Raw genomic sequence first — 25019 nt, forward strand, 5'->3', positions numbered from 1 at the left:
GATCGGGTTGATCCGGATCGCGCGCTGACGTCGTTGTGGACCGAAAGCGCCACAACGGCGCTTCAATGCCGCAGCGCGCGCCACTGGCCGGGCGCCAATCCGAAACGCCGCGTGAAAGCGTGCGTGAACGCGCTCTGGTCGCCGAAGCCGATTTCGAACGCGATATCCGTAAGTGTATGGCGCGGATCGGCGAGCAGTGTCACCGACGTATCGAGCCTCAAGCGCTGCAGATAGCGATGCGGTGTCTCGCCGAAGGCTTCGGTAAACAGCTGATGAAAACGCCGCATGCCAAAGCCGCAATGTGCTGCGAGATCGGCAATGCGGAGCGGCTCGGACAGATGCGCGCGCAACCAGCGGTCGATGCGGGCGAAGTCGAGCCCTTCGGCAGGCACATCCCCTGCCTTGGTGCCCGTCGCACCTGGATCCGAAAGAATCGCAGCGCACAGTCGCGCAGCGGCATCCCAGTAGAAACGTCGCATGTGGGCTTCGTCGCCCGCATGCGTGCCGCCCGTCGCGCTGGCCGCAATGCTGCGCACGAGTTGCTTGAGCGAGCTATCGATCTCGACGGCTCGCGAGCGGTCAAAGAGCCGTTCCGGCACCGCCAGCGACGCGGCGGGCAGATCGAGCACCAGTTGCCGGTTCTCACCGATACCGGCGTAATCATGACGGGCGCCCGCAGGAATCAGCCACGCAGAATGGCTGTCGATCTCCTGGCCGATGCCGTCCACGGCCATGACCATCGAGCCATCGAGGCCGAGCACGACCTGATGGAAATCGTGCACATCCGACGCTTCGATTGCGCCATAGCGGCGCAACGAAACGGTCGGCGCAGTGACGGCTGCGTGGTGATCCATTGTCGAACCGAACTTAGACGTCCAGCAGTTCCACTTCGAACACGAGCGTCGCATTCGGCGGAATCACGCCGCCCGCGCCGCGCACGCCGTAGCCGAGTTGCGGCGGAATCGTCAGACGGCGCACGCCGCCGACCTTCATGCCCTGCACGCCTTCATCCCAGCCCTTGATGACCATCCCGCCGCCCAGCACGAAGGCGAACGGGTCATTGCGGTCCTTGCTCGAATCGAACTTCTGGCCATCGGTCAGCCAGCCGGTGTAATGCACGCTGACGGTTTTACCGGCCTGTGCTTCGGCGCCCGTGCCTTCGGTCAGATCTTCGTACTTGAGACCCGATTCGGTCGTCACAATCGACATGAGGAACTCCTTCAGACAAATCGTTCAAAACCGACATTGTAGGCGCGTTGGCAGCATGCCGGCGGATAGCCCGACCGGCCCCAGGAAATCCGGACCATGGCGTCGTTCAGGCGGTTGCGTCGCTGGCCGTGCCTATAATGTGTGTTCGCTCCAGACCCCGCCTCGCGCACCAGGATATTCATCGTGACGACGTTTCCCAGCGGTTTTGACCAACCGGCAACCGGCCCTGAAGGCTTTTCCTCGCGATCTGAACGCACCGTGCATCTGTGCGCCGAGACGGCGCTTTTCATGCGCGATCACGTGCTGTCGCTCGTATCGCACGATCTGCGTGGTCCGCTGAATGCGATTCATAGCTGGGCGTACGTACTCGAACGCAAGGTCGATACCGCGGATGCGACCGCTCAGCGCGCGCTCGGCGGCATCCGCAGCGGGGTCGAACAGCAGGTGAAGTTGCTGGAGAGCATCGTCGATACCACGCGGGCCGAGACGAAATCGATCGCGCTCATCCGCGCGCCGTTTGCGCTGCAGCCGATGATCGATGCAACCGCCGGCGAAGTGCGCGGCGCGCTGGCAGGCGCGCGCGCGGTCACGCTTGTGGTCGCTTCACCCCTTGCAGATGAAACGCTCGATGGCGACAAGGAGCGACTCGCGCAGGCGCTGTGGCTGATGCTGACGTATGCCGTGGAATCGAGCGCACGCGAGGCCACCGTGACGCTCGCCTGCACCGCCGATGCCTCGACATGGCACGCATCCGCCAGCTTCGTCTCGACCGCCGACGCGCTCGGCGATCCTGCAGTTGCGCATCTGCTCGAAGCATTCGCGCGTCGCCAGGCACAGGAACCGCGCGAAGCAGGGCGGATCGCCTGGGTGCTGGCGCTGTGCAAGCGCATCGCGGAAGCACACGGCGGCCAGTTCGAGCAGAAGGAAGACACACTCACGCTGCGCATTCCGCGCGTCTCTTGATGGCCGCGCAGGCCCACCCGCTGTCATGCATCTGCTTTCATTTTGCTTGCGCGCTCTATACTGACGACTTTTGTTTTTGGAGCCTTCTGCCTTGATTCAGGTCGTCGCCCTTATCGGTGCGCTGCTGCTCGTTGCACTCAACGGTTTCTTCGTCGCCGCCGAATTCGGACTGGTGAAGCTGCGGCAGACACGCGTGCAGACCCTCGCCGCCAAATACGGAATGCGCGGACGTCTGCTCGCCAAAGTGCATGGACGACTCGACGCCTATCTGTCCGCCTGTCAGCTTGGCATTACGCTCGCATCGCTGGGTCTTGGCTGGATCGGCGAGCCGGCGTTCGCGACACTGCTCACTCCCGTGTTCAGTGTGCTCGGCATCGAATCGCCGCCGCTGATCCATGGGATCTCGCTGTTCTTCGCGTTCTCCTGCATTTCGTTCCTGCATATCGTGGTGGGCGAACTGGCGCCGAAGTCGCTCGCCATCCGTCAGGCCGAGAAGATCGCGCTGTGGGTTGCGATGCCGCTGTATGGCTTTTACTGGGCGATGTATCCGGCGATCTGGGTTCTCAACAGGAGCGCTAACGCGGTGCTGCGCATTGCCGGTCTGACGGCGGATCATGGCGGCGACAGCCACTACTCGAACGAAGAACTCAAGCTCATTCTGCGGGGGCGCCGGGATGGCGCTGCGGGCAGCATCGCCGCGGCGAGCGCGGCGTACAGCCAGGAGGAGTGGAACACGTTCGCGCATTCGCTCGACTTCTCCCGCCTCACAGTGTCGGACCTGATGCGTCCCGCGTACGAGATGGTGGGCCTGCGACGCGATCTGCCGCTGCGCGACAACATGCAGATCGTCGCGCGCCACCGCTTCAGCCGCTATCCGCTCTTCGAGGACGCGTCGGGCGAGCGCATCGTCGGCATGATTCACCTGAAGGATGTGCTGCTCGCGCGTCACGCGGGCAGCACGCTTGACGATCTGTCGAAGTACGTACGGCCGGTGCAGTACGTCACGCCGAACCTGCCGGCGCTGGAGCTGTTCCGGCGCTTTCGCAAGGGTGCACCGCATCTGGCGCTGGTCGGCCACAAGGGCGAAAAGCCGATCGGTTTTCTGACGCTCGACAACCTGCTCGGGGCGCTGGTCGGGCAGATTCACGACGAGTTCCGTCAGGGCGATGCCGACTGGACCCGCATGGACGACGGCACGCTGATGGGCAAGGGCAGCCTGCCGGTGGTATCGCTGGAACGGGCGCTCGGGATCGATATCGACGAAGGGCGCGCGGAGTCGGTCGGCGGACTGGTGATTCAGTTGCTCAACGATCTGCCCGTTGAGGGGCAGCGTGTGTCGTTCGACCGCTTCGACGTGGTCGTCAAGAAGATGAAGGGCCCGCGCATCGTGCTCGTCCGGGTGTATCCGAAGCAATTTGAAGACGAAGGCGGTTAACCGTCATCGACTCAGGGCGACTCCGCTGCATTGCACGAGGGCGGCCGTCCGCAGCAGATCGCGCGTTTTCCCGGTACATTTGAATAATCTCGAATGCCTCGTAGCAAGGACCCCTATTTCGCCTGTCGGATACTCGACGCGGAAATCGTCGCCGTAATAGCGGTGAAATTCGTACAGCGATTCGATCAGCAGATAGTTGACCGGCATCCAGACAGGGCCGCGCCAGTTCGAATTGCCGCCGAACACACGCGAATCCGATTCCGCCGGCAGGTACTTCACGCAGAAGCTTTTGCTGTCGTGCTGGAACACGAACGGTTGATCGCGATGCACACGCGAGAGCGCCCGCACGCCATGGTCGGAAAGAAATTCGGATTCGTCGAGGACGCGCCGCAGCAGCGCTTTCATGCGATGCCCGCGCAGCAGCGACAGTAGCAGGCTGTTGCCCTTGCCGGGTTCGTTCCAGCGCGACACCAGCCTCGCGAGATCGGGGCGATGCTGGAGAAACCAGACCAGCCGGTCGCGCAATCCCGGCAGATCGCCATGCAGGCGCTGCTCGAGCACATGCACGGCAAAGAGCGGAATCAGGCCGACGATCGACCGTACGCGCAGCGGCACATTGGTGCCGTCGGGCAGCCGCAGCTTGTCGTAGAAGAATTCGTCCTGACTGTCCCACAGACCCGTATCGCAGCCGTCTTCGCAACTGACCGCCTCGGAGATGTACAGGAAGTGTTCGAAGAACTTAACGCCGATGTCGACGAAGACGTGGTTCGCGTACGCGAGTTCGAGCGCCATGCGCATCAGGTCGAGCGCATAGGCCGCCATCCATGCGGTGCCGTCGGCCTGATCGACACGGCCGCCGGTTGGCAGCGGCGACGAGCGATCGAAAATGCCGACATTGTCCAGCCCGAGGAAACCACCCTGGAAGATGTTGTGGCCAGCGACGTCCTTGCGGTTCACCCACCAGGAGAAATTCAGCAGCAGCTTGTGAAACACCAGTTCCAGAAATTCGCGATCCGCTTTGCCGGTGATGGCGCGGTCGATTTCGTACACGCGCCAGGCCGCCCACGCATGAACCGGCGGATTGGCATCGCTGAAAGCCCACTCGTAGGCCGGCAGTTGTCCATTGGGGTGCTGATAGCGGTCTTTGACGAGCAGCAGCAACTGACGTTTCGCAAACGCCGGATCGATCAGCGCGAACGCCGCCGCGTGGAAGGCCAGGTCCCACGATGCGTACCACGGGTATTCCCACTTGTCGGGCATCGACACGATGTCCGCGTTGCACAGATGCCGCCAGTCGGCGTTGCGGCCGTGGCGGCGGCCGGCTGGCGGCTTCGGCTGCGCCTGGTCGCCGTCCATCCAGCGCTGGACGTCGAACTGGTAGTACTGCTTCGACCACAGCATGCCGGCGAGCGCCTGACGCTGGACGAGACGCGCATCCGGATCGTCCATCTCATGTTGCAGGGCCGCATAGAACTCGTCGGCTTCCGCGATGCGGCGCGCGAACAATTCGTCGACGTCGAGCGGCACCTCATCTGGCGTCGACTCAGGGCGCCAGCGCATCATGACCACCGCACGCCCATGCGGCGCGAGGTCGAGATGCACATGCGCGGCGGCTTTCGTGCCAGCGTCGTGCCGCACCGCGCCGGCGTCGCGATGGACGAGCCAATCGTTGAAACCGTCCTTGAACGGCCCCGCGCCGTCCATGCCGAAGAGGCGTTTGACGTTGGTCTCGTTCTCGCAGAAGACCCAGTCCACCTCGGGCGCGTTCGTCGTGTCCTTCGAGGCCGCGGTCCATGCTGTCACGATGATCGGCTCGTGGCCGTGCTGTTGTCCGATCAGATGCGGTTCACCGTGCGAGGCCGGGCTTCTTGCAAGCGATGGCTTGTCGGTCCGCCCTTTCCACGACCACTTGTTGCGCGCCCAGATCTGCGGCAGCACGTCCAGCGGAGCAGGCTGATCGGCGCGATTCTCGATGGTCACGCGCATCAAGATGTCATCGGCGGTGTGCTTCGCGTATTCGACCTGTACGTCGAAATAGCGCCCGTCGTCGAATGCGCCGGTATCGAGCACTTCATACTCGGACATGTCCGCGCCTCGCCGCGCGTTTTCACGGATCAGGTCCTCATACGGAAAAGCGCGGTGCGGGTACTTGTAGAGCATCCGCATGTACGAATGCGTAGGCGTGCCGTCGAGGTAAAAGTACAGCTCCTTCACGTCCTCGCCATGATTGCCCTGCGCGTTCGTGAGACCGAACAGGCGCTCCTTGAGGATCGCATCATGGCCGTTCCACAGCGCGAGAGAGACGCACCAGCTCAGCGTGTCGTCGCCGAAACCGGCGATGCCGTCCTCGCCCCAGCGATACGCCCGGCTGCGCGCATGATCGTGCGGAAAATAGTCCCAGGCCGTGCCGTTCGCGCTGTAATCCTCGCGCACGGTGCCCCACTGGCGTTCGCTGAGATAGGGCCCCCAGCGCTGCCAGCGGGCGCATTCGGGAGAGTGCAGGCGAGAGCCTTCGATGGTGTCGAGCAGATTGACGGCGCGCAGCGGTGACATACGGGTGTCCTTTTGCTTTGGCCTGGGCGGTCAGACCCATATCGTAGCGCGGTTTGCGCTACCCCTGGCTGTTGCCGGCAAGCAGTTTTTCCAACCGCATCAACTCGCCGAGCGACCACGCCTGGAAGGGCGTGCCGCCTGGCGTGTGCGGTGCGTCGCCGTCGGCGACTTCGGACAGGTGGTCGAGGCCCGCGTGATCGAGATGCGCGTGCAGTGGCGCAAGAAAACCTGCGTGGGCTTCGGCACGGCTAACGCTGTTCATGCCGTGCACGCGCAGCCATGCCTCGACGAACGGCCCAAGCAGCCACGGCCACACGGTGCCCTGATGATAGGCCCCGTCGCGTTCGAGCGGGCCGCCGCTATAGCGCCCGCGATAGGCCGGATCGGAGGGTGCGAGCGTGCGCAAACCGGGCGGCGTGAGCAGATGCGCCTGAATCTGATCGACGACGGCGCGCGCCGGCGCACCTTCGAGTAGCGCGAAAGGCAATCCGCCGACCGCAAATATCTGGTTCGGCCGAAGGGAACGATCGACTGTTCCCGCCACATGATCGACATCGACGACGTCGAACAGCGCGCCCGTGGACGGATCGATGAAGCGCGTTCTGAACGACCGCGTAGCCTGGTGTTCGATGTCTCGCCACTGTGTGTCCCATTGCGCGGCAATGCGCAACGCGTTGATCCACAGCGCCTGAACCTCGACCGGCTTGCCGATGCGTGGTGTCACAACCCAGTCACCGGTCTTTGCATCCATCCATGTAAGCTGCACGCCAGGCACGCCGGCGCGCAGCAGGCCGTCAGCGTCCGCGACGATGCCAAAGCGTGTACCGCGCGCATAGCCCCTGAGAATGGCGTCGACGGTTTGTTGCAGGCGCGTCCGCGTTGCGCTCGAGGCATGTCCCGTCGCGAGATAATCGTGCACAGCGACGGCGAACCACAGCGACGCATCGACGGAGTTGTATTCCGGCGCGCTGCCGTAATCGGGAAAGCGGTTAGGCAGCATGCCTTCGGACAGCGTGCCCGTCCATTCGAGCAGAATCGATTCCGCGTCTGCGAGACGTTCCGATGCGATCAACAACCCGCGCATCGCGATGAACGTGTCGCGTCCCCAGTCGGTGAACCACGGATACCCGGCGACGATCGTGCGGCCCGCGTTGCGCGATACGACGTATGCGTCCGCTGAACGTTGCAGTCGCGAGCCGAACGCTGCGCGGCGTCTTTGCTCGCTGTCGATGAGTTCGCCTGCGCGCTCGCCTGCGCGTTTTGCGCTTGTTGTCCCGGCGCTCAGGATCATCAGCGCCTCGCCGTTTGCAAGATCGAACGAGAACACACCGGGCGTAGCGAGGTCTTCGGTGAAATCGAGTCCGCGCTCGCGTTCGTGAACGTAGCAGAAGTTGCGGTACCAGTCGGGCGCGTGCGTGTAAGTGCCGTTGGTCGATACGTGGATCGAAGGCAGATCGCCGTATGGTTGCCAGCTAAACCGCGTCGAATCCGCTTGCACGTCGGGATCGGCGCTGACGTTGAAGTTGAACGCGGGATTCTCGTGGTGCAACGCGTGATAGTCGCGGCCGGATAACAAGGGCCGCACCTTCAGCGCGAAATCGCCAGATATTCCGTCGTTCTGCTGCAGGCGCCAGCGCAGCACCGTCTCGCCGCTCGCTTTCGAAACGAACACTTCGGCCGTGAGCACCGTGCGAGCGTCGATCAAGAAGCGCCATGTCGGCCACGGTGTCGTATCGAAGTCCAGCAGGCTGCCGGACACATCGGGAAAGATCACATCGGGTGCGTAGCGCTGCATGGTCAGCGGATAGCGCTTGCCATCGCGCTCCAGCCAGGCTTCGACGCCGTTGACAAGCACGACGCGTCCAGCCGGCGGCCGGGTGGCTGCGAGCAGCAGTGCGTGATACCGGCGCGTGCGTGCCGTGCCGACAGTGCCCGACGCGAAGCCGCCGAGGCCGTCCGCTTCGAGCCACTCGTCTTCGAGGCGGCTTGCGTCGAAGGGTATCTCAACGCGCGTCATGAATACACTCAGCGAACGAATTGTACGAAGTCGTCGACGTCTTCGCGTTGGCTGACGGGCGCATTTTCCGGTTGCGACAGATCGGCGTAGCCGAGGCTCATCCCGCACACGACCATCTCATCCTCCGGCAATCGCAGGTGTTCACCGATGATGCGGTGATTGCGGTTGAAGATCTGCTGCAGCGTCGCCTCGTCAACCGGATCGGGAAGGCGCGCGCGTATTGAGCGGCGTGACATCAGCGCCTGTGTCACCGTTGCGTCATTGCTCATCGAAGTTGTCATCCAGGGTGGACGTCATCGGTCGCGCAGAGTTCGATTCTATCGAGTTCGCCATCAGCGCGTTTGTTTCATGATGCTTCCTTTTAACTTGCTGGAAGCGAACGAAAGACGAATATTCGCCTTCTCGCAAACGTTTCACAATTTTTTCTTCGTAAGGATGGAGACTGCGTCCCAGTAACGGGCGGCGCAATCTCCAGTGGACCGCCATCGTCGAGTTGATTGAAGAACGGGACACGCCAATGACCGGATACGCCATCTCCTCCACGCTGACGGCCTTACTCGTTGCAACTGCAACGGTTGCGCTAACTGCCTGCGGTCCAGACGACACGGCTGCGGGCAACAACGCCGCGCAAACCAGTTCGATACCGGTGTCGCAGGCTGTGAGCCCTTCGGGTGCCCCTGCGCTTACGAATTCGCTTGCCGCAAGCACGGCAGCACCCTCCGCCGCTCCGGCCGATCCGGCGACAGCCGCCGACGCCGCGTCCGGAGGCGCCGTCACCGGTGTGCAGGCGAGCCTTGCCGCCGACAGCCGGCAGATCGCCCCCGTGATGCACTACGCGCCGGGCGAAAACAGCAACTGACCCGGCCAGCCGATGCGCGTGCCTCGATCGCGCTATCCTTTTCTCCAGAAGAAGGTGATAAGAAATGACCTCGAATAGCCGTCGCCGTTTCCTGCAAACCATAGCGTCGTCTGCCGGCGCAGCCGCCGCGCTGACTGCATTTCCCGAATCGATCAGAAACGCGCTTGCCGTGCCCGCGGCGTCGCGCACCGGAACGATCCGCGATGTCGAGCACATCGTCGTGTTCATGCAGGAGAACCGCTCGTTCGACCACTACATGGGCCATCTGCGCGGCGTGCGCGGCTATAACGACCGCTTCCCGATTCCGCTGCCAGGCGGCAAGCCGGTGTGGTATCAGCCGTCGAAGGAAGATGCGACGAAGCCGGTGCTGCCGTTCCACCTGAACACACAGACCACGAGCGCGCAGTGTGTCGGCGATCTGGATCACACCTGGTACAAGACTCACGCCGCGATCGACGCGGGCCGCTACGACCAGTGGCCTGCGAACAAGACCGACATGACGATGGGCTATCACCTGCGTAGCGACATCCCCTTCCACTACGCGCTCGCCGATGCCTTCACCGTGTGCGACGCTTACTTCTGCTCGCTGCCGGGGCCAACGCACCCGAACCGCTCGTATCTGATGACCGGTATGGTCGACCCCACCGGCAAGCTGGGCGGCCCGCTGCTCGACAATAACGATTACGTCGACGGCGACGGGCCGCCGACCTGGCAGTTGCTATCGTGGACGACGTACCCGGAGCGACTGCAGGCGGCGGGCATTTCGTGGCAGATCTACCAGCAGGGCCTGACGGGTGCAGATCCACTGAATGGCAACTACGGCACCAACATCCTGCAGAACTTCACGAACTTCATCAACGCCCAGCCAGGCTCACCCCTGTATGAACGCGCGCAGACAGTGCGTACGATCGACGACCTGAAGGCCGATGTGCTCGCCGGCAAGCTGCCGCAAGTCTCGTGGCTGTGCCCGCCGGCTGCCTATTCCGAGCATCCGAAGTACACGCCGGCGTACGGGGCGGAATATACGTCGCAGATTCTCGATGCGCTTACCGCGAACCCCGAGGTCTGGAGCAAGACGGTGTTGTTCATCATGTACGACGAGAACGACGGCTTCTTCGACCACATCGTGCCGCCACAGCCGGCGACTTCGCGTGCACAGGGCCTGTCGACGGTTACCACCGAAGGTGAGATCCACAACGTCGTGAATCCTGGCCGCGGCGGCAGCTACACCGTCGACAACCTGCCATACGGTCTCGGGCCGCGCGTGCCGATGACGATAGTGTCGCCGTGGAGCAAGGGCGGTTTCGTTTGCTCGCAGGTGTTCGACCACACGTCGGTGATCCGCTTCATCGAAACGCGCTTCGGCGTGCACGAGCCGAACATTACGGCGTGGCGTCGTGCGGTGTGCGGCGATCTGATTTCGGCGTTCGACTTCCGCACGCCCGACGCGCAAATGCCGTCGCTGCCGGATACCAGCAACTACAAGAGCATCGCCGACAACCAGTGCGCGACGCAGCCTGCGCCGGCCGTTCCCGCGACGCCGGGCCCGATCGATCCGCAGGAATCAGGGATCCGCTTCGCGCGTCCGTTGCCGTACGAGCTGCATGCGAACGGACGCATCGACGGGAAGCAGAACAGCTTGGTGATCGAATTCGGCAACACCGGCGATCAGGGTGCGCACTTCTATGTGTACGCGACGAATCGCAGCGATGGGCCGTGGCGCTATACCGTCGAGGCAGGCAAGTCGTTGAAGGAGACGTTCGATCTGACGTCTACCAGCGGTATCTATGCGTTCACCGTGTACGGGCCGAATGGTTTCGTCCGGCAGTTTGCTGGCAACGCCCCGAGCCAGGCGCCGACCCAGGCGCCTGGCAGGAGCGGACACGACAAGCCGGCGCTGCCCGAGGTCAGGGTGCACTACGATGTCGCCAACGGGAACGTGTTCCTTCGGTTCACGAATCGCGGCGAGGGTCCCGCGCGACTTTCCGTTGCCGACAATGCTTATGGTGCGCATCCGCGCCCGGTGGTCGTGCCGCCGGGAGGCCAGGCCGACGAGCCGTGGATTCTCGCGGCGAGTCATCACTGGTACGACCTCACGGTCACCAGCAACGACGACGGCGCCTTCGTTCGCCGGCTCGCGGGTCACGTCGAAACAGGGCGGCCGAGCATCAGCGATCCGGCAGCGGTCGCACCGGTGACTGCAGCGGTCTGAGCGTGGAAGCCTGAAGTGAGGTCGAGGGCACGCCTCAGAGCAGTCGCGCTCTGAGGCGGCGGCTTCAATCGAGGAATACGTAGTCGGCGAGATAGGGGCTCCGGCCTTCCTGTCCTTCCTGCGTGCAAGGCTGAAGAGGCGCGATGCCACCGCGCGTATTCAGGCGTTGCACGTAGCGCACCGAGCCGAGCAGGCCCGGACCGCCAGCGTTCGTCGCCTGCAGCAGCAGGAGCGCAATGCTGCCGGGCTCGCCCGTATTCGGAGCCTGTTGCAGCACCTTGCCGGTGATCTTGCTGCCATCGGAGGCTTCCCAGCTCGGACCTGCATAGTGTTTGACGACGAGCTTGCCGGATCCGTCATACAAGTCGGCCTGCGGGGACTTGAATGTCCACGCCAGCTGATTGTTCTGGTCGCGTTTGCAAACGTATATCTGCACGCCCGATGCAGTGAGCGATGCAACGGTGCGCTGCGCATCGGCGGGCTTGAGCGCGGACGGAACCGCCGGGTGGTCCATCGCGGCGCAGGACGCGAGCAGCCATGTGCTGACAACGGCAACGCGAAATGCTGCGCTACGTTTTCTGGAGTCTTGCGACATAAGTGCTCCTTGCTGAAGCATCACGTGCGATGCATAGCGTTGACAGGCGCGTCGCGTGCAGCGGCATACACGTCTTGGGAGGACGACTGACGCGGCTATCGTTTCAACTGAAAGATGCTGTCGATTTCGACGGGAATGCCCATCGGCAACGTGTGAACGCCGATTGCGCTGCGCGCGGGCAACCTGTCCGGGCCGAACAGCGATAGCAGGATATCGCTTGCGCCGTTGGCAACCTTCGGATGATCGATGAACGATTTCTTTGCTCGCACGTAGACGGTCAGGCGCAGGCAACGCTCGATCTTTTCAAGTCCACACGCCTGCTGTACACACGCGAGGATCATCAACATCGTGAGTCGCGCTGCTTGCTGTGCGTCGACAAGGGACAGGTCGTCGCCGACCCTGCCGGTCACGGGCTTGCCGTCCTTGAAGGGCCCGAGGCCGGATACGAACAGTTGATCGCCGGAAGCCACGACAGTCTGGTACGAGCCGAGCGGCCCGACAGGTGCCGGGAGTTCGAGTCCGAGTTCTGCAAGCGTATCCTGAAGGCTTTTGCTCATGGCGGGAATGTCTCCTTGCTGAAAGGCGTTATCAATTCACTTGTTCTGCGGGACCCTGCAAAAGTCTGGCCGCAGGGGGTCACTGGCTGGTGCCTTCGCTGCCTTCGCCGTTACGCGCGACGATCTTTCCGTTGGCGACCACCAGCCTGCGTGGCGGCCGCGCGGCGACCGCATGGGCAATCGTATCCGCGTCGAGCAAAACGAGGTCAGCCCGCGCGCCTGCATGCAGCCCATAGCGGGTGAACCCGCACCCCTGCGCCGCGGTGGCGCTGACGCAATCGAATGCGATGGCCAGATCGTCGTCGCGCCGCAGGTCGTAGCGCATGCCGACCAGCATCGCACGTTCGAGCATATCGGGCGTGCCATAGGGCGACCAGGTGTCGCGTATGCCGTCGTTTCCCGCGAAGATCGTCACGCCCTTTGCAATGCACGTCTTGAGCGACGGCACCGGGACTGACGGCGGCGCGGTGGTCAGCAGGGCCACGCGCAGGTCGGCGAGCCGCGCTAACAGTCCATCGCGTGCGCGCTCCGGCAACGCGCCGAGACAGAACGCGTGACTGACCACCACGCGGCCCTCCATGCCGAGCGCTTCGACGCGGTCCAGCAGTAGATTCAACGTAAACGCGCCGATTTCCCCCGGCTCGTGGAGATGAATATCGATGGGCTTCTGATACCGTTGCGCGATGTCGAACGTGGCGTTCAGCGATGCGACGGGATCGCCGTCGATCAGCGCGGGGTCGAGTGCGCCGAGTACGTCCGCCCCCGCGCCCAGTGCGCGCTCGAGCAGCGTATCGGTGCCTGGGCGGATCAGCATGCCCGACTGCGGGAACGCGACGATCTGCATCTCCATGACGTCGCTCAGCGTGTCGCGCGTGGCCAGCACGCCCTCCAGATGACGCAGGCCTGCCTGGGTGTCGATATCGACGTGCGTACGCAGGCGCGTGGTGCCTGCATGAAGAAACGCGCGTGCGAGTGCCAGGGACTGTGCGCCGGCATCGTGCGCCGTGCTCGCGCGCCAGTGGCGTTCGTTCTCGATCCGGTCGGTCAGCTTTGCACCGACTTCGTTGCGATACCAGCGCATACCCCAGTGGGTCTTGTCGAGGTGCGTGTGGCCTTCGACGAAACCCGGCAGTACCAGCGCCCCGCCACCTTGCTCGTGCACGATGCCGGGTTTGCGGGTGAGCGCCGGGCCGATCGCCTCGATGTGGCCATCGGCGATCGATATGTCGACGCGGGCGCCGTCGGGCAGGCGCACGTCGGTGATCAAAAGACTCTGCTTCATGCGGACTCCAGGCGTGTATCGCGACCCTCGCGCGCCGTGCGCGGGCCACGCCAGTCACGACACACTGGCAGCGAGCGGACGAAGGCAGAGTTGATGACACGCTTCGCGGCCAACGCGACGAAAAGGCGGGCGCGTCGACCGTCATGCGCCCGCTCGCACCATACGTTTACTGGCTCGCGGCCTGGCCGATTCCTGCTTTCTTCTGCGCGTTCTGCAGATTGGCCGGGTAGTTCGGATCGTTTTGCCCCGGGTTGTAGCCCGCTTCTTCCAGCTTTTTCAGCTCGGCATTCTTCTTCGCACGGGCCTGTTTGCGCGCGGCCTTGCGCTCCGCCTTGGTCGGTTTCGCCGCTGACGCAGGCGTGACAGCGTTAGTGTCGCCGCCAGCGGATGCTCCGCTGCTTTGCGCGATGGCAGGAGCGATCGCTCCGAAGGTCAACGCGCTGGATGCCAGCAGAATAGCCATTTTCTTTGCAGGTAAGAGCGTCATCTTTATTCTCCAGTTGACTGTCGATATTTAACGGCAACGTCATATGCGGCGTGTATTCCGCGATAGTCGTCGTTTCCCCTCATGAATCGCTGCCTTGTTGCATGACAACGAAGGCCGTGGACGGGAACCTCGAATGTATATGAGCGGATGAGTTTCTGCATAAATCATGCACACAACGCGGGAGAGTCTTTATAAAAGCGGCCTTTCCCGGGTCGCTTTGCGATGAGTCCAGATCCGCGTCAAGACGTTCGACGATCCGATAGTCCTGAAAGGGCCTGTGGGCGGCACTTTGCCGAAGGTGTACATCCAGTGCACGAACCCGGTCTATGCACCGCTGCAGGAAAGCCGCAATTTCGTGCGGGCCCAGGACGGCTGGATGTGGGACGAGATCAGGACGGGACACGACGCGATGATCAGCGCGCCCGGCGTGCTGGCAGATAGGTTGCTGAAGCTCACCTGACTGGGCGCCTTGCAAGTGGCCATGGCGCGCCATCGTGCCCCGCCATACGCCCAATACCGTGCCGAGGGCGTGCACATTGACCCCGTTGGCAGGTGTGGCGAACAACGAAGAGATTGCTCTGAAAGGCTTTGGAAAGAGCCGATTGTCGTCCAGAATATTCAGAGGGAATCGCGATGTATCTTCGCTGCGTTCATCGACATCGAGGGTCGCATGATCGACGATTCGCTTACGATCCGGAGCGAGGCAATGACCGCCCGCCAGCGCTGGACGATTTTCGTCGCGAGTACGGGGGAGCACTCATGGTGCGCATGGCAGGGAGGGCGGAATGTTTGAAGCGAACCATGAATCGCTGCTTCGGGAGCGAAAATGAGCAAGCAGGAGTTCGTGCGGATTGCGGATAGTGAACTCGATATCCAGCGTTACGAACTGCGGCGCGCGGGCCAGGAAATCCGCCTCGAGCGCCTGCCGATGGAGTTGCTGATCCTGATGGCCTCACGCACAGGACAGCTCGTCACGCGCACCGATATCGTTAAGGCGCTATGGGGCGGCAATACGTTTCGTGCAACGGACAACAGCATCAATACTGCGATTCGCAAGATCCGCGTGGCGCTGGATGAAGATCCCGCCAACCCGCAGCATCTGGTTACGGTGAAAGGAAAGGGCTATCGCCTGAACGGCGTGAATGCCTCGTCCGAGGAGCCTTTGCACCCTCCGGAGGAAGCCGTTCGGGTCCTGGTTCTGCCGTTCGAAAACCAGACCGGCGACTCGGGGCAGAACACATTTTGCGACGCGCTTGCCGACGAGACTTCGGCGAACCTCGGCATGCTCAATCCTGAGCGCATTCTCGTCATCGCGAGGACGACCGCCGCCCGCTACCGGCGGGTCAGCAAGAGCATTGCGGAAATCGCGCACGAACTGTCGGTCGACTACGTGCTGGAAGGCTCGTTGATGCGGGATGCCGGAAGGGTACGCATACTGGCGCAACTGATTCGCTGCGTGGACCAGGTGCAGATCTGGAGTCGCGCGCACGAGCCGATGGCAAGAGGCGCGCTGGAAATCCAGAAAGAAGTCGGTACGGCGCTCGCCCTGGAAGTATCCCCCGCGCTTGCGGAGCAGCAGCGGCACAGGCTCGCAAGACGCTTGCCGGTTGATCCCGTCGCGCACGACGCGTACCTGCGTGGCCGGTACTTCTGGACCCGTCGCGCGCATTTCGATGCCGGCTTCGCCGCACATCACGACCTGAGCGATGAGGATTTCATTCGCGCGCGCAGCTACTTCGAGAATGCGATAGAACGGGATCCGACTTACGGGCTTGGGTATGTCGGCGTGTCGAATGTCTTCGGGGCAACCGCGACGCATGGGTTCTGCGCGGCTTCGCAGGGCTACCCGAAAGCGCGCGAGGCGGCGTTTCGCGCGCTGGAACTCGACGCGAACCTTCCGGAAGCGCATCAGGCGCTGGCCGGTGTGTACTACTTTTATGACTGGGACTGGCGCCGTGCCGAAGCGGAGTTCCTCGAGGCGTTGCGGCTCAATCCGAGCCACGCGGAAACCAGCCGCCTGTACGCGCGACTTCTTCTGGTCCTCGGACGGGACGCGGAAGGCCGGGCACAGTTCGAGCGCGCCGAGCGGGTCGATCCGCTGGGGTGTGAAGGCTCACGCGTATTCGGTCTCGTGCAGGCGGGCCAGTTTGAGGAAGTGATCCGGGAGTACCTGAGCACCAGCCAGGGCTCGCGCTCGCCGCTGATCTGTCAGCTGCTGGCGACAGCATTCGAAGTGGAGGGGCGCTACGAGGAAGCGATCGAAGCCACTGTCGATGCGTTGACGCGGTGCAACGAATTTGCGAGAGCGGAGACCATTCGCACACTTTGGGATTCGGGCGGCTATCAACGGGTTCTTCAATGGTATCTGCAGGACTTGCAGGTGAGACGCGCAAAGCGCTATACGTCGCCGTTTCTTTTTGCGGAACTGTATGCGCGGCTCGCGCAGCCGGACGAGATGTTTCACTGGCTGGAGGCGGCACGCGCCGAGCGCTCGCCGCGCCTGTGTGAACTGCGCACGAATGCGTGGTTCCATCGCTACCGGTCGATGGGCAGGTTCCGCAGCATCGAAAAGAGTATTGGTTATTGATCTGGCCGAGGCGCCGGGCGTACGCAGCGCTCTGGCATCTTTCATGCGTTGCGTTTACACGCACCGCCCAAGGTTGGGTGTTATCGCGTCCGTTCGGCGTCGAGGCCGAACGGACGCAGACGGGACGCACCATCGATGGGCATTTCAGCGACCGTGGTAGGTGTTGTTCAGCCAGCGACTTTGATTTCCATATTGCTGTTGGTGCATGGAATCCTGGTACGTCGGTTGTGTCATTTTCATCGTGGATCCAGACTGACCGGCTGTTCCGGTAACGGAGCCGCCGACGTCCTGCGTGGTCGGTGGCGTGCTGGTTGGCAAGGGTTTGTCTTGCGCCCACGCCTGGCCAAAGGAGAGGGCGGCGGCGCAGATCGCTAAGAATCGAAGCGTTTTCATGTTGATTGACTCCAGCAAGGGAATGCGGGCACGGTCAACAGATGGCTGGCCGGAAAGGCGATTCGGAACGAAACCGGGCACGGCGTCGAACCTGACTCGCTTCTGTAATTGTGCGACCAGACGGCGGAGATTGCGATGGACGCATCATGAAGAAATCGTTAACCGGTGCTGCTGCGGCGGCGACGCCGACACGCCCCGTGGATCGCCGCGGGCCGCGGGGCGTGCCCGCCGGTGTAAAGACATTCTCTTACAGACGTGATACGGTGAGCCGGGTCTGGACCTTTTGCACAGTCATCATGACCAGGGCCGCCCTCAAGACGCGTGGCATGCTTGCTGCAATCACCGCAGGTCTCACCCCATTGCTGTGTCATGCACATGCGCTCGATGAGCAGCTCGACTGCAAATCGTCTGCGCATTCATTTGTCGCCGCGCTTCTGGATGATCGATATATCGACCCGAATCCGATGCGCGTCGAGGCGAACTCGGTCAATGTATTTCGGCCGGTGCGCGGCAGCGATCTGACGGCATTCGGTTATCGCGTCTACGCCGTTCTCGGATACCAACACGACGACGAGATGTTCAGACAGGGCAGCGGTCAGCCGGTAGGGGACTCGGCGTATGGCGTCGTCATCTTCGGACCTTCCGAAACGGTGGAGGCGCGCGCACGTCAGGCGGGCAGCGACGCCGCCATCCGTCCGGTCGTTCCGCTCGTGCTGACGGCCGTGTTCTGCAACGGGCACTGACGTGTGTCACTCAGGTGCATCCGGGCTATCGCGGCGCCTGGCAAGGCAGCTCGAGAGGCCGTGGCAGGACGGATTGCCTGTGCGTCGAGGCCGTGGCAGCCCGCAGCGTTGGGCGACAGACTGTCAGGGTCGGTCGGGCTCAGTTGACAGAAGCCTTATGCGGGCGGTACGCCTTCTTCGACGAGCACCGCGACAGGCATGGTCGTGAGCGCGTCGTGCAGATGCAGCAGCCCTGAGTCGTCGACCCTGGGCGCGGCATGACCCAGACAGTCAAACAGCGCGCGTGAGGCGAGTGCCTCCGGCATTTCGATGGCCGTATCCTCCCACCGGGCGGTATCGACTAGCGGCAGATCGCTGTGCGCGTCGAGCAACGAAGCCGCGAGACGCGTCGCGATCACGACGGCGTAGGCATTCCCGTAACGGCGCGCGAACGCGATCACATGGGCGGCCTGGCGGCCGCGCACCTTGAGCGGCAGATACACGCCATTGCCGAGCAGCGCCGGCTGGAGCTGCCGCAAAGCGAGCAGCCGGTGCACGACGGCGAGCTTCACGTGTCCGTCGCGCCAGTTTGCAAGCTGTTCAGACGGAGGCGTCACGACGAGCCATTCCTGGCGTCTCGCGAAATCGACAGGTCGCCGGTTGTCTGGGTCGACCAGGCTGAAATCCCACAACTCGGTGCCCTGGTACAGATCGGGCACGCCCGGTGACGCCAGCCGCAGCACGGTCTGCTGCAGGCTGTTGATCGCCCCGGCCGGGCTGATCCGTTCGACGAACGCGTGCAGTTCGCGCAGGAAGCCGTCACGCCGCTGCGGCGCGACGATATCGAACAGAAAATCGCGGCAGGCGGTTTCGAAGTCCTCATTCGGCGCGAGCCAGTTCGTGCGCAGTTTCGCTTCACGCAGCGCCTTCAGTTGCCACCGTGCGACGCGTTCGGCCAGCGCCTTCACGCCGTTCGCGTCATCCGGCGCGAGGCCCGGCGGCCAGCAGCCCACCAACGTCTGATACAGCATTGCCTCTGCGTCAGGGCCGGGCGCCCAGTTGCGAGCGTTGTCGTCAACTACATGACGACGATGCGGTGCGTTGAGCGTCGACCACGCGCGCAACGTCGCGCTCCAGTCCTCTGCGATCTCGCTCAGAACGGCGAGGCGCGCACGCACGTCTTCGCCGCGTTTGTGATCGTGCGTCGCGGTGGCCAGCATCGCGTGCGGGAAGCGGCGCGCCCGTTCGAGGTTGCCTGCATGAAACTGCTCGACCGTCAGCGCGAATTCGCCCGGATCGGCGCCGACTTCATTGCGTGACAGCAGGCGGCCGTAGCGGTAGCACGCTGTATCTTCGATGGCCTTGGCGGCAACCGGCGCGGTGAGCTGCGAGAAAAGCGTTTGCGCCGTGCGTCGCGACGAGCCTGCATGGTTGGGCGCGGAGTTGGCTGTATTGCCGCTGTTGTGCGACTGCGGCGCGGCTTGTGGCCGTCCCGCGCCGCTATCATCGGAGGGCGGGCCGCCCAGCCACTCGCTGATCCGCTCCAGTATCCCGTGATCGGCGAGTGACAGGGCCTGCTTCGCGGCATCGAAGGCCTGTCCGAAGTAGAGGTTATCGACCTCGCTGCGCATGCCGTTCTGCGGATAGATGCGATACACCGGAAAATGCGCGACGAGTTCGCCAAGCACACGACGGATCGCCGTGAAGGTGAGGTCGCGCGTCGAGAGCTGATCGCGTGCGATGCGATGCAACGCACGGGCTGCGCGATCCAGTTCCGCGGGCAGGTTCTCCGCGAGGATCTTGCGCCGCGCCTGCAAGGCTTCATCGGCGAACGACGCACTGCGGCCGGTCAGTTCCGACCACGTCGCCGCCAGTGTTTCCGCGCCAGCCGGATCGTGCAGCAGCGCGCCGACGTCATTCATGAAGTCATAGCCGGTCGTGCCGTCGACGGGCCAGTCGTCGCGCAAAGGTTCGCCGCGCCCAAGGATTTTCTCGACGACGAAATACGGATTGCCTTCGCGCAATTCGCTCAACCGCTGACGCAGGCGCTGACAGTATTCGCGCGGCTCGGAGAGCCCATCGACATGATCGATGCGCACACCGTCGATTACTCCTTCTGCATACAGCCGGAAAATCAGCGCATGGACCGCGTCGAACACCTCCAGACGCTCGACACGTAAGCCCGCGAGTGCGCTGATGTCGAAGAAGCGCCGCCAGTTCACTTCATCGGCGGCCGTGCGCCACCAGGCCAGCCGGTAGTGCTGCCGTTCGAGCAAACGATGCAGACGGTCGCGCGTGACCGGGTCGCGGGGATCGAAAGTTTCCAGAGCGAGCTCGATGGCCGGCGCGCCGTTCTGTGCGACGAACTCACGCAGCACCGCGCGGGCTTCAGCCGCGCGCGGCTGATCGGCGGGCTGGGTGGTCAGCCCTTCGAAGTGTTCGCCGAGCGCGCTGAGATCGGCGCGGTCCGCACCCTTCAGGATGTTCGCGTACTCGATCGGGCAGACCGGGAAAACATGATCGTGGTACGCGATGACGAAACGCCCGCTGTCTGCCGAAAAGCGCAGCGCGATCTGGCCCGCGGCGAGTTCGTCACCGTACGATGCGCCGAGCACCGGCGCGAGCACCTTGCCGCGCAAGGCCGGATCCGGCGAATGCCAGTCGACATCGAAGTGCCGCGCATACGCGCTATGCCGTCCCCATTCGAGGATGTCGAGCCACCAGGCATTGTGCGAGCCGCCGACGCCCATGTGATTCGGCACCACGTCGACAATCAACCCCATGCCGTGTGCGTGCAACTTTTCGACCAGACGCTTGAGGCCCGCCTCGCCGCCCAGTTCAGCGCTGACCCTGCTGTAATCGACCGTGTCATAGCCGTGTGTCGAACCGGGTTCGGCTGTCGTGACCGGCGACGCGTACAGATGACTGATTCCGAGCGCAGCGAAGTACCCGACGTGCGCGAGTGCATCGTCGAACGTGAAGTCCTTGTGAAACTGAAGTCTGAGCGTGGCGCGTGGGACGGTCATGGCGTGTGGGGCGATCGAGAGGATGAAGAAGCGGCGGAAGAAGGGGCGCGCATCTCGCCGACCGCGAGCAGGCGGTCGCAGAAGGTTGCGTCGAGAAACAGTTCGTCTACGCTCTGTGCGACGCGGCGGCGCCAGTTCGGATGTTCATCGATCGAGCCGGGCAGGTTCGGCGAATCCGCAAGGCCGAGCAGGTCTTCCAGCGGGAACGTGACGAGCGTAGCGGGTGTCGCCGCCACAAACGCCAGCGCTTCATCGACCGGTGCATTGTCTGTCGAAGGCGCGGGCACATCGGCTGCGGCGACGCCGGCCTGCTGAAAGGCCCGCCACAGCGCATCGCGATCAGCGGCGCGTTCCGCGTGAGCGAGCGCCACATGATCGCGGCCGTCGGCACGCAAGGCTGTCTGTCCGATGCGGTTGCGCCAGTCGATATCCTCGCCACGCCACCAGCCGGTGACGGTCGGCAGATCGTGCGTCGTGGTCGTCGACACCACATCACGGTCCCAATCCCGCGGGGCCTTGAACCCTTCGCCCGAGCCGCTGCGTTCGAACCATAGCACGCGGATGCCGGCGAGCCCATGTTCGAAGAGGCGCTCGCGGAAGCCCATGGGCACTGTGCCGAGATCTTCACCAATGACGATCGAACGATGCCGCCACGATTCGAGGGCGATCAGGCGCAGCAGGTCGTCGAGCGGATAGCGCAGATACGCGCCGTTGCGGGCGGGCTCGCCTTCCGGCACGAGCCACAGGCGTCGCAGGCCGAGGATGTGATCGATGCGTACGCCGCCCGCGTGGACAAACGCCGCGCGCAGCATGTCGATGAACGCGGCGAAACCCTGCGTGCGCATCGCGCGCGGAGAGAAGGTGGTGAGGCCCCACGCCTGACCGGCCTGATTGAACAGGTCAGGCGGCGCGCCGACCGATACGCCCGTCAGCATCTCGTCGCGATACGACCACGCGTGACTCCCGGCACTGTCGCAACCCACTGCGAGGTCGGCGATCAGGCCGACTGCCATCCCGGCATCGCGGGCCGCATGGTGCGCGTGCGACAGTCCCTTCGCCGCGAGCCATTGCAGGAACAGATGAAATTCGACTTCATGACGATGCTCGAGCGCAAACGCGTCGACCTCGCAACTGCGCGGGTCGCGCAAAGCTTCAGGCCAGTTGCGCCAGTGGCCGTCGCCTTCCGCTTGCGCGAGCTGGGCGGCCTGCAATGCTTCGAAGCGTGCGTGATCTTCGAGTGCGCGTCCGCCTCGCGTGCAGAAGCCGTGAAATTCGAGCGCGCGCGGCAGGTCCTGAGCGCGGTCGTGGACACAGAACTGCTCGAACAGCGTGCGCAACACCTTGAGTTTCAGCGGCACAGCCTGGGGCCAGTCGATCAGCGGCAACCTTTCGAGCCGGGACCACGCTTCGCTTGCGTGCGCCGCTTCCAGTGCTGCGTGCACGGCTTCTGTGCCGAACACGGCAGCGGGATCGATGTGCGTGACGTTCAGCCATAGGCGCGACGATGGCGAATACGGACTGAAGCGCTGCGGCTGTGCGCTGAACATCGCGTGGGTCGGGCTGATCGCGAGCGCATGCGCGCCGCGTCTTGCGCTTTCGGTCGCCAGTGTCGCGAGCGCCGAATAGTCGCCGATACCGCCATCGCCCACGCGGCGCAGCCCGTAGAGCTGAGCCGCAATGCCCCATAGAGGCGGCGTGCCGGCGGCATCTTCGTGCAGGGCGCGCCATGCATCGGCGACGGTATAACCGCGCGCGGGAGCAACAGCGAGTGTGACGCGCTGTTCATTGATGACGAGCGTGTGATAACCCGTTTCGCTGATCGGTGACAGCAACGCTGCTTCGCCTTTGGGGGCCGTGAACCGGCCGTCGATCAACGAGCCGCTTTCGAGTTCGATCCGGTAGCGGCTACCCGATTTCACCGCCGCGGCAGGCAGGGCGATGCCGCGTTCGCATTCGGCCGTCATCAGCGGCGGGAGCCGGCGTCCCGAGGTTTCGGCGTCGAGCATGGTCACGCTATGTCTGAGCTGCGCCGGGTTGCTGCATGGCAGGCCCATGCGTTCGAGCAGTGTGGTGAGCGTGCGCTCGGGGACACGTTCTATCTCGCCGTGCGCGTTGTGCCACTCGACTTCGAAACCCGCACGCACAGCGAGGCTTTCGACCGCATCGCCGGATCGTCTGGAGGCGTTCACGCGTGGGGCTCCCGTTTGGCGACCTTGCGCGCATCATGCCCAATCGCGTATTCGCTGATGTCGCCCGTCAGCCATGCGACGAACGAGAACGACGGCAATTCCCCGGCTGCAATGGAATCGCGTACCCGCGGCGGTGTTTCGAAGACAACCTTGCCGACGGGCGTTTCCACCAGCGGCACACTGTTGCTCGACAGGTTGAGCGCGATCGAAAGGGTCTGGCCGTCGCCGAGCCGCCAGCGTGCGACGAGCGCATCGGCGTGTGCGCCATTTCGCGCGGACAGCACGTTCGCGCCGAGCGGTTTCGCGTGGGCAAGGCGCGGTGTGATCAGTTTTCCGCGCACGGCGAGCGCCGATTTATAGAAGTGCATCCATTCGAGCCTTTCGTCTGCATCGGGCGCAGGCTCTGTTGCCCTCGGTGGCGACGATGACGCAAACGTTCGCGCATCGTTCGGATCGGGAATGTGCGCGCGACGGCTCTCATCGCTGAATGCGGAGAAGCGCGCGAACTCGCGCCGGCGTCCTTCGCGTACGGCGTCGGCGAGTTCGCCCGTATAGTCGGTAAAGAACAGGAACGGCTGCTCCGAACCGTATTCTTCTTCCATGAACAGCAGCGGGATCTGCGCAGACAGCAGCAACAGACCTGTCGCGGCGCGCAGCGCGTCGGGCGGACACAGCGAACGGAGCCGCTCACCGAGCGCACGATTGCCGATCTGGTCGTGATTCTGCAGGAACATCACGAACGACGTCGGCGGCAGATGGCCACTGGGCTCGCCGCGCGGCCGGCCGTCGTGAATCGGCGACGGGTCGCCCTGATAGCCGAAGCCTTCGCCGAGCACGCGCGCAAGACGCTCGATCGGCCGGTCGGCGTACGCGCGATAGTAACCTTCGTGTTCGGTGGTCAAGAGCACGTGCAGCGCGTTGTGCGCGTCGTCGTTCCATTGCGCGGTGAAATGCGTGTCGAGCAGGCTGGCCGTGTTGCGCTCGTTTTCCAGCACCAGATGCACATGCCGGCCGTGCTGAACCGAGGCGCGCACGTGATCGGAAAAATCGCGCAGCCAGGCGTCGTTGTCGATTGCGTGCACCGCGTCGAGACGCAGGCCATCGAAGCGGTATTCGTTGATCCAGTATTGCGCGTTGTCGCAGAAGAATTCACTGACTTCGACACGCGCGAAATCGATTGCGAGACCCCACGGCGTATGCGTGCCTTCGCGAAAGAACGGGCTGGCATATTGATGCAGATAGTTGCCGTCCGGGCCGAAGTGGTTATAGACCACATCGAGAAACACCTGCAGGCCGAGACCGTGGGCCGTGTCGATCAACGCTTTCAGGTCGTCCGGCCGGCCGTACGATGAATCGGGTGCGTAGGGCAGCACGCCGTCGTAACCCCAGTTGCGGCTGCCGGGAAAATCGTTCAGCGGCATCAGCTCGATGGCGGTGACACCCAGCTCGACGAGCGCCTTCAGGCGCTCCATCACCCCCGCATAGCCGCCCAGCGCGCCGACATGCAGCTCGTACAACACAGTCTCTTCCCATGGCCGGCCGTGCCAGTGCGTGTGCTGCCAGTGGTACGCGCGCGGATCGATCACTTCGCTCGGACCATGCACATCCTGCGGTTGAAAGCGCGAGGCGGGATCGGGCACGATGATCCCGTTGTCGAGTTTGTAGCGATACAGCGTGCCCGCGCCGCACGCGACCTCCGCTTCGAACCAGCCATTGCCGGTCGACGTCATGTCAACCGATGCAGCCGGCGCCCCACCCTCGATCTCGACCGTTACCGCCTTGCAGGATGGCGCCCAGAAGCGAAAGCGCGTGCGCGCCTTCGCGCGGCCGGCGCCGAGCAGCTGGGCGCCAAATGGCAGGCAGTGCGCATGATGGTGCGTATGCGGGTCGACAGGAATTTGAGACATGATTCATCACCATTCGGTTGGACAAC

20 protein-coding genes are annotated in these 25019 nt (G+C 63.6%); 7 read left to right on the forward strand and 13 right to left on the reverse strand.

The window, feature by feature from the left end; translation table 11 throughout:
- Positions 1-62 precede the first annotated feature (62 nt).
- Both B0G77_RS31755 and B0G77_RS31760 read right to left on the reverse strand, forming a co-directional pair.
- Positions 63-854 (reverse strand): AraC family transcriptional regulator, encoded by a 792-nt coding sequence (locus tag B0G77_RS31755; protein WP_133665833.1) that lies wholly within the window; start codon positions 852-854, stop codon positions 63-65.
- Positions 855-867: 13 nt separating this feature from the next.
- Positions 868-1209, reverse strand: coding sequence for an FKBP-type peptidyl-prolyl cis-trans isomerase (locus tag B0G77_RS31760; RefSeq protein WP_133665834.1), 342 nt, complete (start codon positions 1207-1209; stop codon positions 868-870).
- A 183-nt stretch (positions 1210-1392) separates the two neighbouring features.
- Between B0G77_RS31760 and B0G77_RS31765 the strand changes: the two genes are divergently transcribed.
- Together B0G77_RS31765 and B0G77_RS31770 are read left to right on the forward strand one after the other, a co-directional pair.
- A complete protein-coding gene (locus tag B0G77_RS31765) occupies positions 1393-2172 on the forward strand; it encodes a HAMP domain-containing sensor histidine kinase (RefSeq protein WP_133665835.1) in 780 nt (259 codons plus the stop codon).
- A gap of 91 nt (positions 2173-2263) precedes the next feature.
- Positions 2264-3607 (forward strand): hemolysin family protein, encoded by a 1344-nt coding sequence (locus tag B0G77_RS31770; protein ID WP_133665836.1) that lies wholly within the window; start codon positions 2264-2266, stop codon positions 3605-3607.
- A 3-nt stretch (positions 3608-3610) separates the two neighbouring features.
- Here the strand turns inward: B0G77_RS31770 and B0G77_RS31775 are convergent, their stop codons facing one another.
- Genes B0G77_RS31775 through B0G77_RS44755 form a run of 3 tightly spaced genes read right to left on the reverse strand, consistent with a single transcriptional unit; the run spans position 3611 to position 8446 of the window.
- A complete protein-coding gene (locus B0G77_RS31775) occupies positions 3611-6160 on the reverse strand; it encodes a glucosidase (protein WP_243751287.1) in 2550 nt (849 codons plus the stop codon).
- A gap of 58 nt (positions 6161-6218) precedes the next feature.
- Positions 6219-8177, reverse strand: coding sequence for an amylo-alpha-1,6-glucosidase (locus B0G77_RS31780; protein WP_133665837.1), 1959 nt, complete (start codon positions 8175-8177; stop codon positions 6219-6221).
- An 8-nt stretch (positions 8178-8185) separates the two neighbouring features.
- Positions 8186-8446, reverse strand: a complete 261-nt coding sequence (locus B0G77_RS44755; protein WP_243751288.1) for a hypothetical protein — start codon at positions 8444-8446, stop codon at positions 8186-8188.
- A 248-nt stretch (positions 8447-8694) separates the two neighbouring features.
- Here B0G77_RS44755 and B0G77_RS31790 point away from each other — a divergent pair, with 248 nt between their 5' ends.
- A complete protein-coding gene (locus B0G77_RS31790; protein WP_133665838.1) occupies positions 8695-9036 on the forward strand; it encodes a hypothetical protein in 342 nt (113 codons plus the stop codon).
- A 64-nt stretch (positions 9037-9100) separates the two neighbouring features.
- On the forward strand, positions 9101-11248 hold the full coding sequence (locus B0G77_RS31795; RefSeq protein WP_133665839.1) for a phospholipase C, phosphocholine-specific: 2148 nt from the start codon (positions 9101-9103) through the stop codon (positions 11246-11248).
- A gap of 64 nt (positions 11249-11312) precedes the next feature.
- Here B0G77_RS31795 and B0G77_RS31800 read toward each other — a convergent pair whose 3' ends face one another.
- From B0G77_RS31800 to B0G77_RS31815, 4 genes are all read right to left on the reverse strand, one after another.
- Positions 11313-11843, reverse strand: coding sequence for a DUF3455 domain-containing protein (locus B0G77_RS31800; RefSeq protein ID WP_133665840.1), 531 nt, complete (start codon positions 11841-11843; stop codon positions 11313-11315).
- Between the two features lie 95 nt (positions 11844-11938).
- Positions 11939-12400, reverse strand: a complete 462-nt coding sequence (locus B0G77_RS31805; protein WP_133665841.1) for a RidA family protein — start codon at positions 12398-12400, stop codon at positions 11939-11941.
- 79 nt (positions 12401-12479) lie between these two features.
- Complete coding sequence (locus B0G77_RS31810; RefSeq protein WP_133665842.1) at positions 12480-13682, reverse strand: amidohydrolase family protein; 1203 nt, start codon at positions 13680-13682, stop codon at positions 12480-12482.
- Between the two features lie 166 nt (positions 13683-13848).
- A complete protein-coding gene (locus B0G77_RS31815) occupies positions 13849-14169 on the reverse strand; it encodes a DUF4148 domain-containing protein (protein ID WP_133665843.1) in 321 nt (106 codons plus the stop codon).
- Positions 14170-14446: 277 nt separating this feature from the next.
- Between B0G77_RS31815 and B0G77_RS31820 the strand changes: the two genes are divergently transcribed.
- On the forward strand, positions 14447-14629 hold the full coding sequence (locus B0G77_RS31820; RefSeq protein WP_208116526.1) for a hypothetical protein: 183 nt from the start codon (positions 14447-14449) through the stop codon (positions 14627-14629).
- A 366-nt stretch (positions 14630-14995) separates the two neighbouring features.
- The gene (locus tag B0G77_RS31825) at positions 14996-16756 is read left to right on the forward strand and encodes a winged helix-turn-helix domain-containing protein (RefSeq protein ID WP_133665844.1); all 1761 of its coding nucleotides are present in this window, start codon (positions 14996-14998) and stop codon (positions 16754-16756) included.
- A gap of 144 nt (positions 16757-16900) precedes the next feature.
- On the opposite strand, the gene B0G77_RS31830 is transcribed toward B0G77_RS31825, so the two are convergent.
- Complete coding sequence (locus tag B0G77_RS31830; RefSeq protein WP_133665845.1) at positions 16901-17149, reverse strand: hypothetical protein; 249 nt, start codon at positions 17147-17149, stop codon at positions 16901-16903.
- A gap of 296 nt (positions 17150-17445) precedes the next feature.
- Between B0G77_RS31830 and B0G77_RS31835 the strand changes: the two genes are divergently transcribed.
- On the forward strand, positions 17446-17892 hold the full coding sequence (locus B0G77_RS31835; protein WP_133665846.1) for a hypothetical protein: 447 nt from the start codon (positions 17446-17448) through the stop codon (positions 17890-17892).
- Between the two features lie 155 nt (positions 17893-18047).
- Here the strand turns inward: B0G77_RS31835 and treY are convergent, their stop codons facing one another.
- The 3 genes from treY to treZ are packed head-to-tail and all read right to left on the reverse strand — an operon-like array spanning position 18048 to position 24993.
- Positions 18048-20897, reverse strand: a complete 2850-nt coding sequence (gene treY, locus B0G77_RS31840; RefSeq protein WP_133665847.1) for a malto-oligosyltrehalose synthase — start codon at positions 20895-20897, stop codon at positions 18048-18050.
- Positions 20894-23086, reverse strand: coding sequence for a 4-alpha-glucanotransferase (gene malQ, locus B0G77_RS31845; protein WP_133665848.1), 2193 nt, complete (start codon positions 23084-23086; stop codon positions 20894-20896). Before malQ ends, treY begins: the two co-directional genes overlap by 4 nt.
- Positions 23083-24993: a malto-oligosyltrehalose trehalohydrolase gene (gene treZ, locus B0G77_RS31850; RefSeq protein ID WP_133665849.1), complete on the reverse strand. Its 1911-nt coding sequence runs from the start codon at positions 24991-24993 to the stop codon at positions 23083-23085. Before treZ ends, malQ begins: the two co-directional genes overlap by 4 nt.
- Positions 24994-25019 lie beyond the last annotated feature (26 nt).

It is taken from the genome of Paraburkholderia sp. BL10I2N1, assembly GCF_004361815.1.
In the GTDB taxonomy this organism is placed as follows: domain Bacteria; phylum Pseudomonadota; class Gammaproteobacteria; order Burkholderiales; family Burkholderiaceae; genus Paraburkholderia.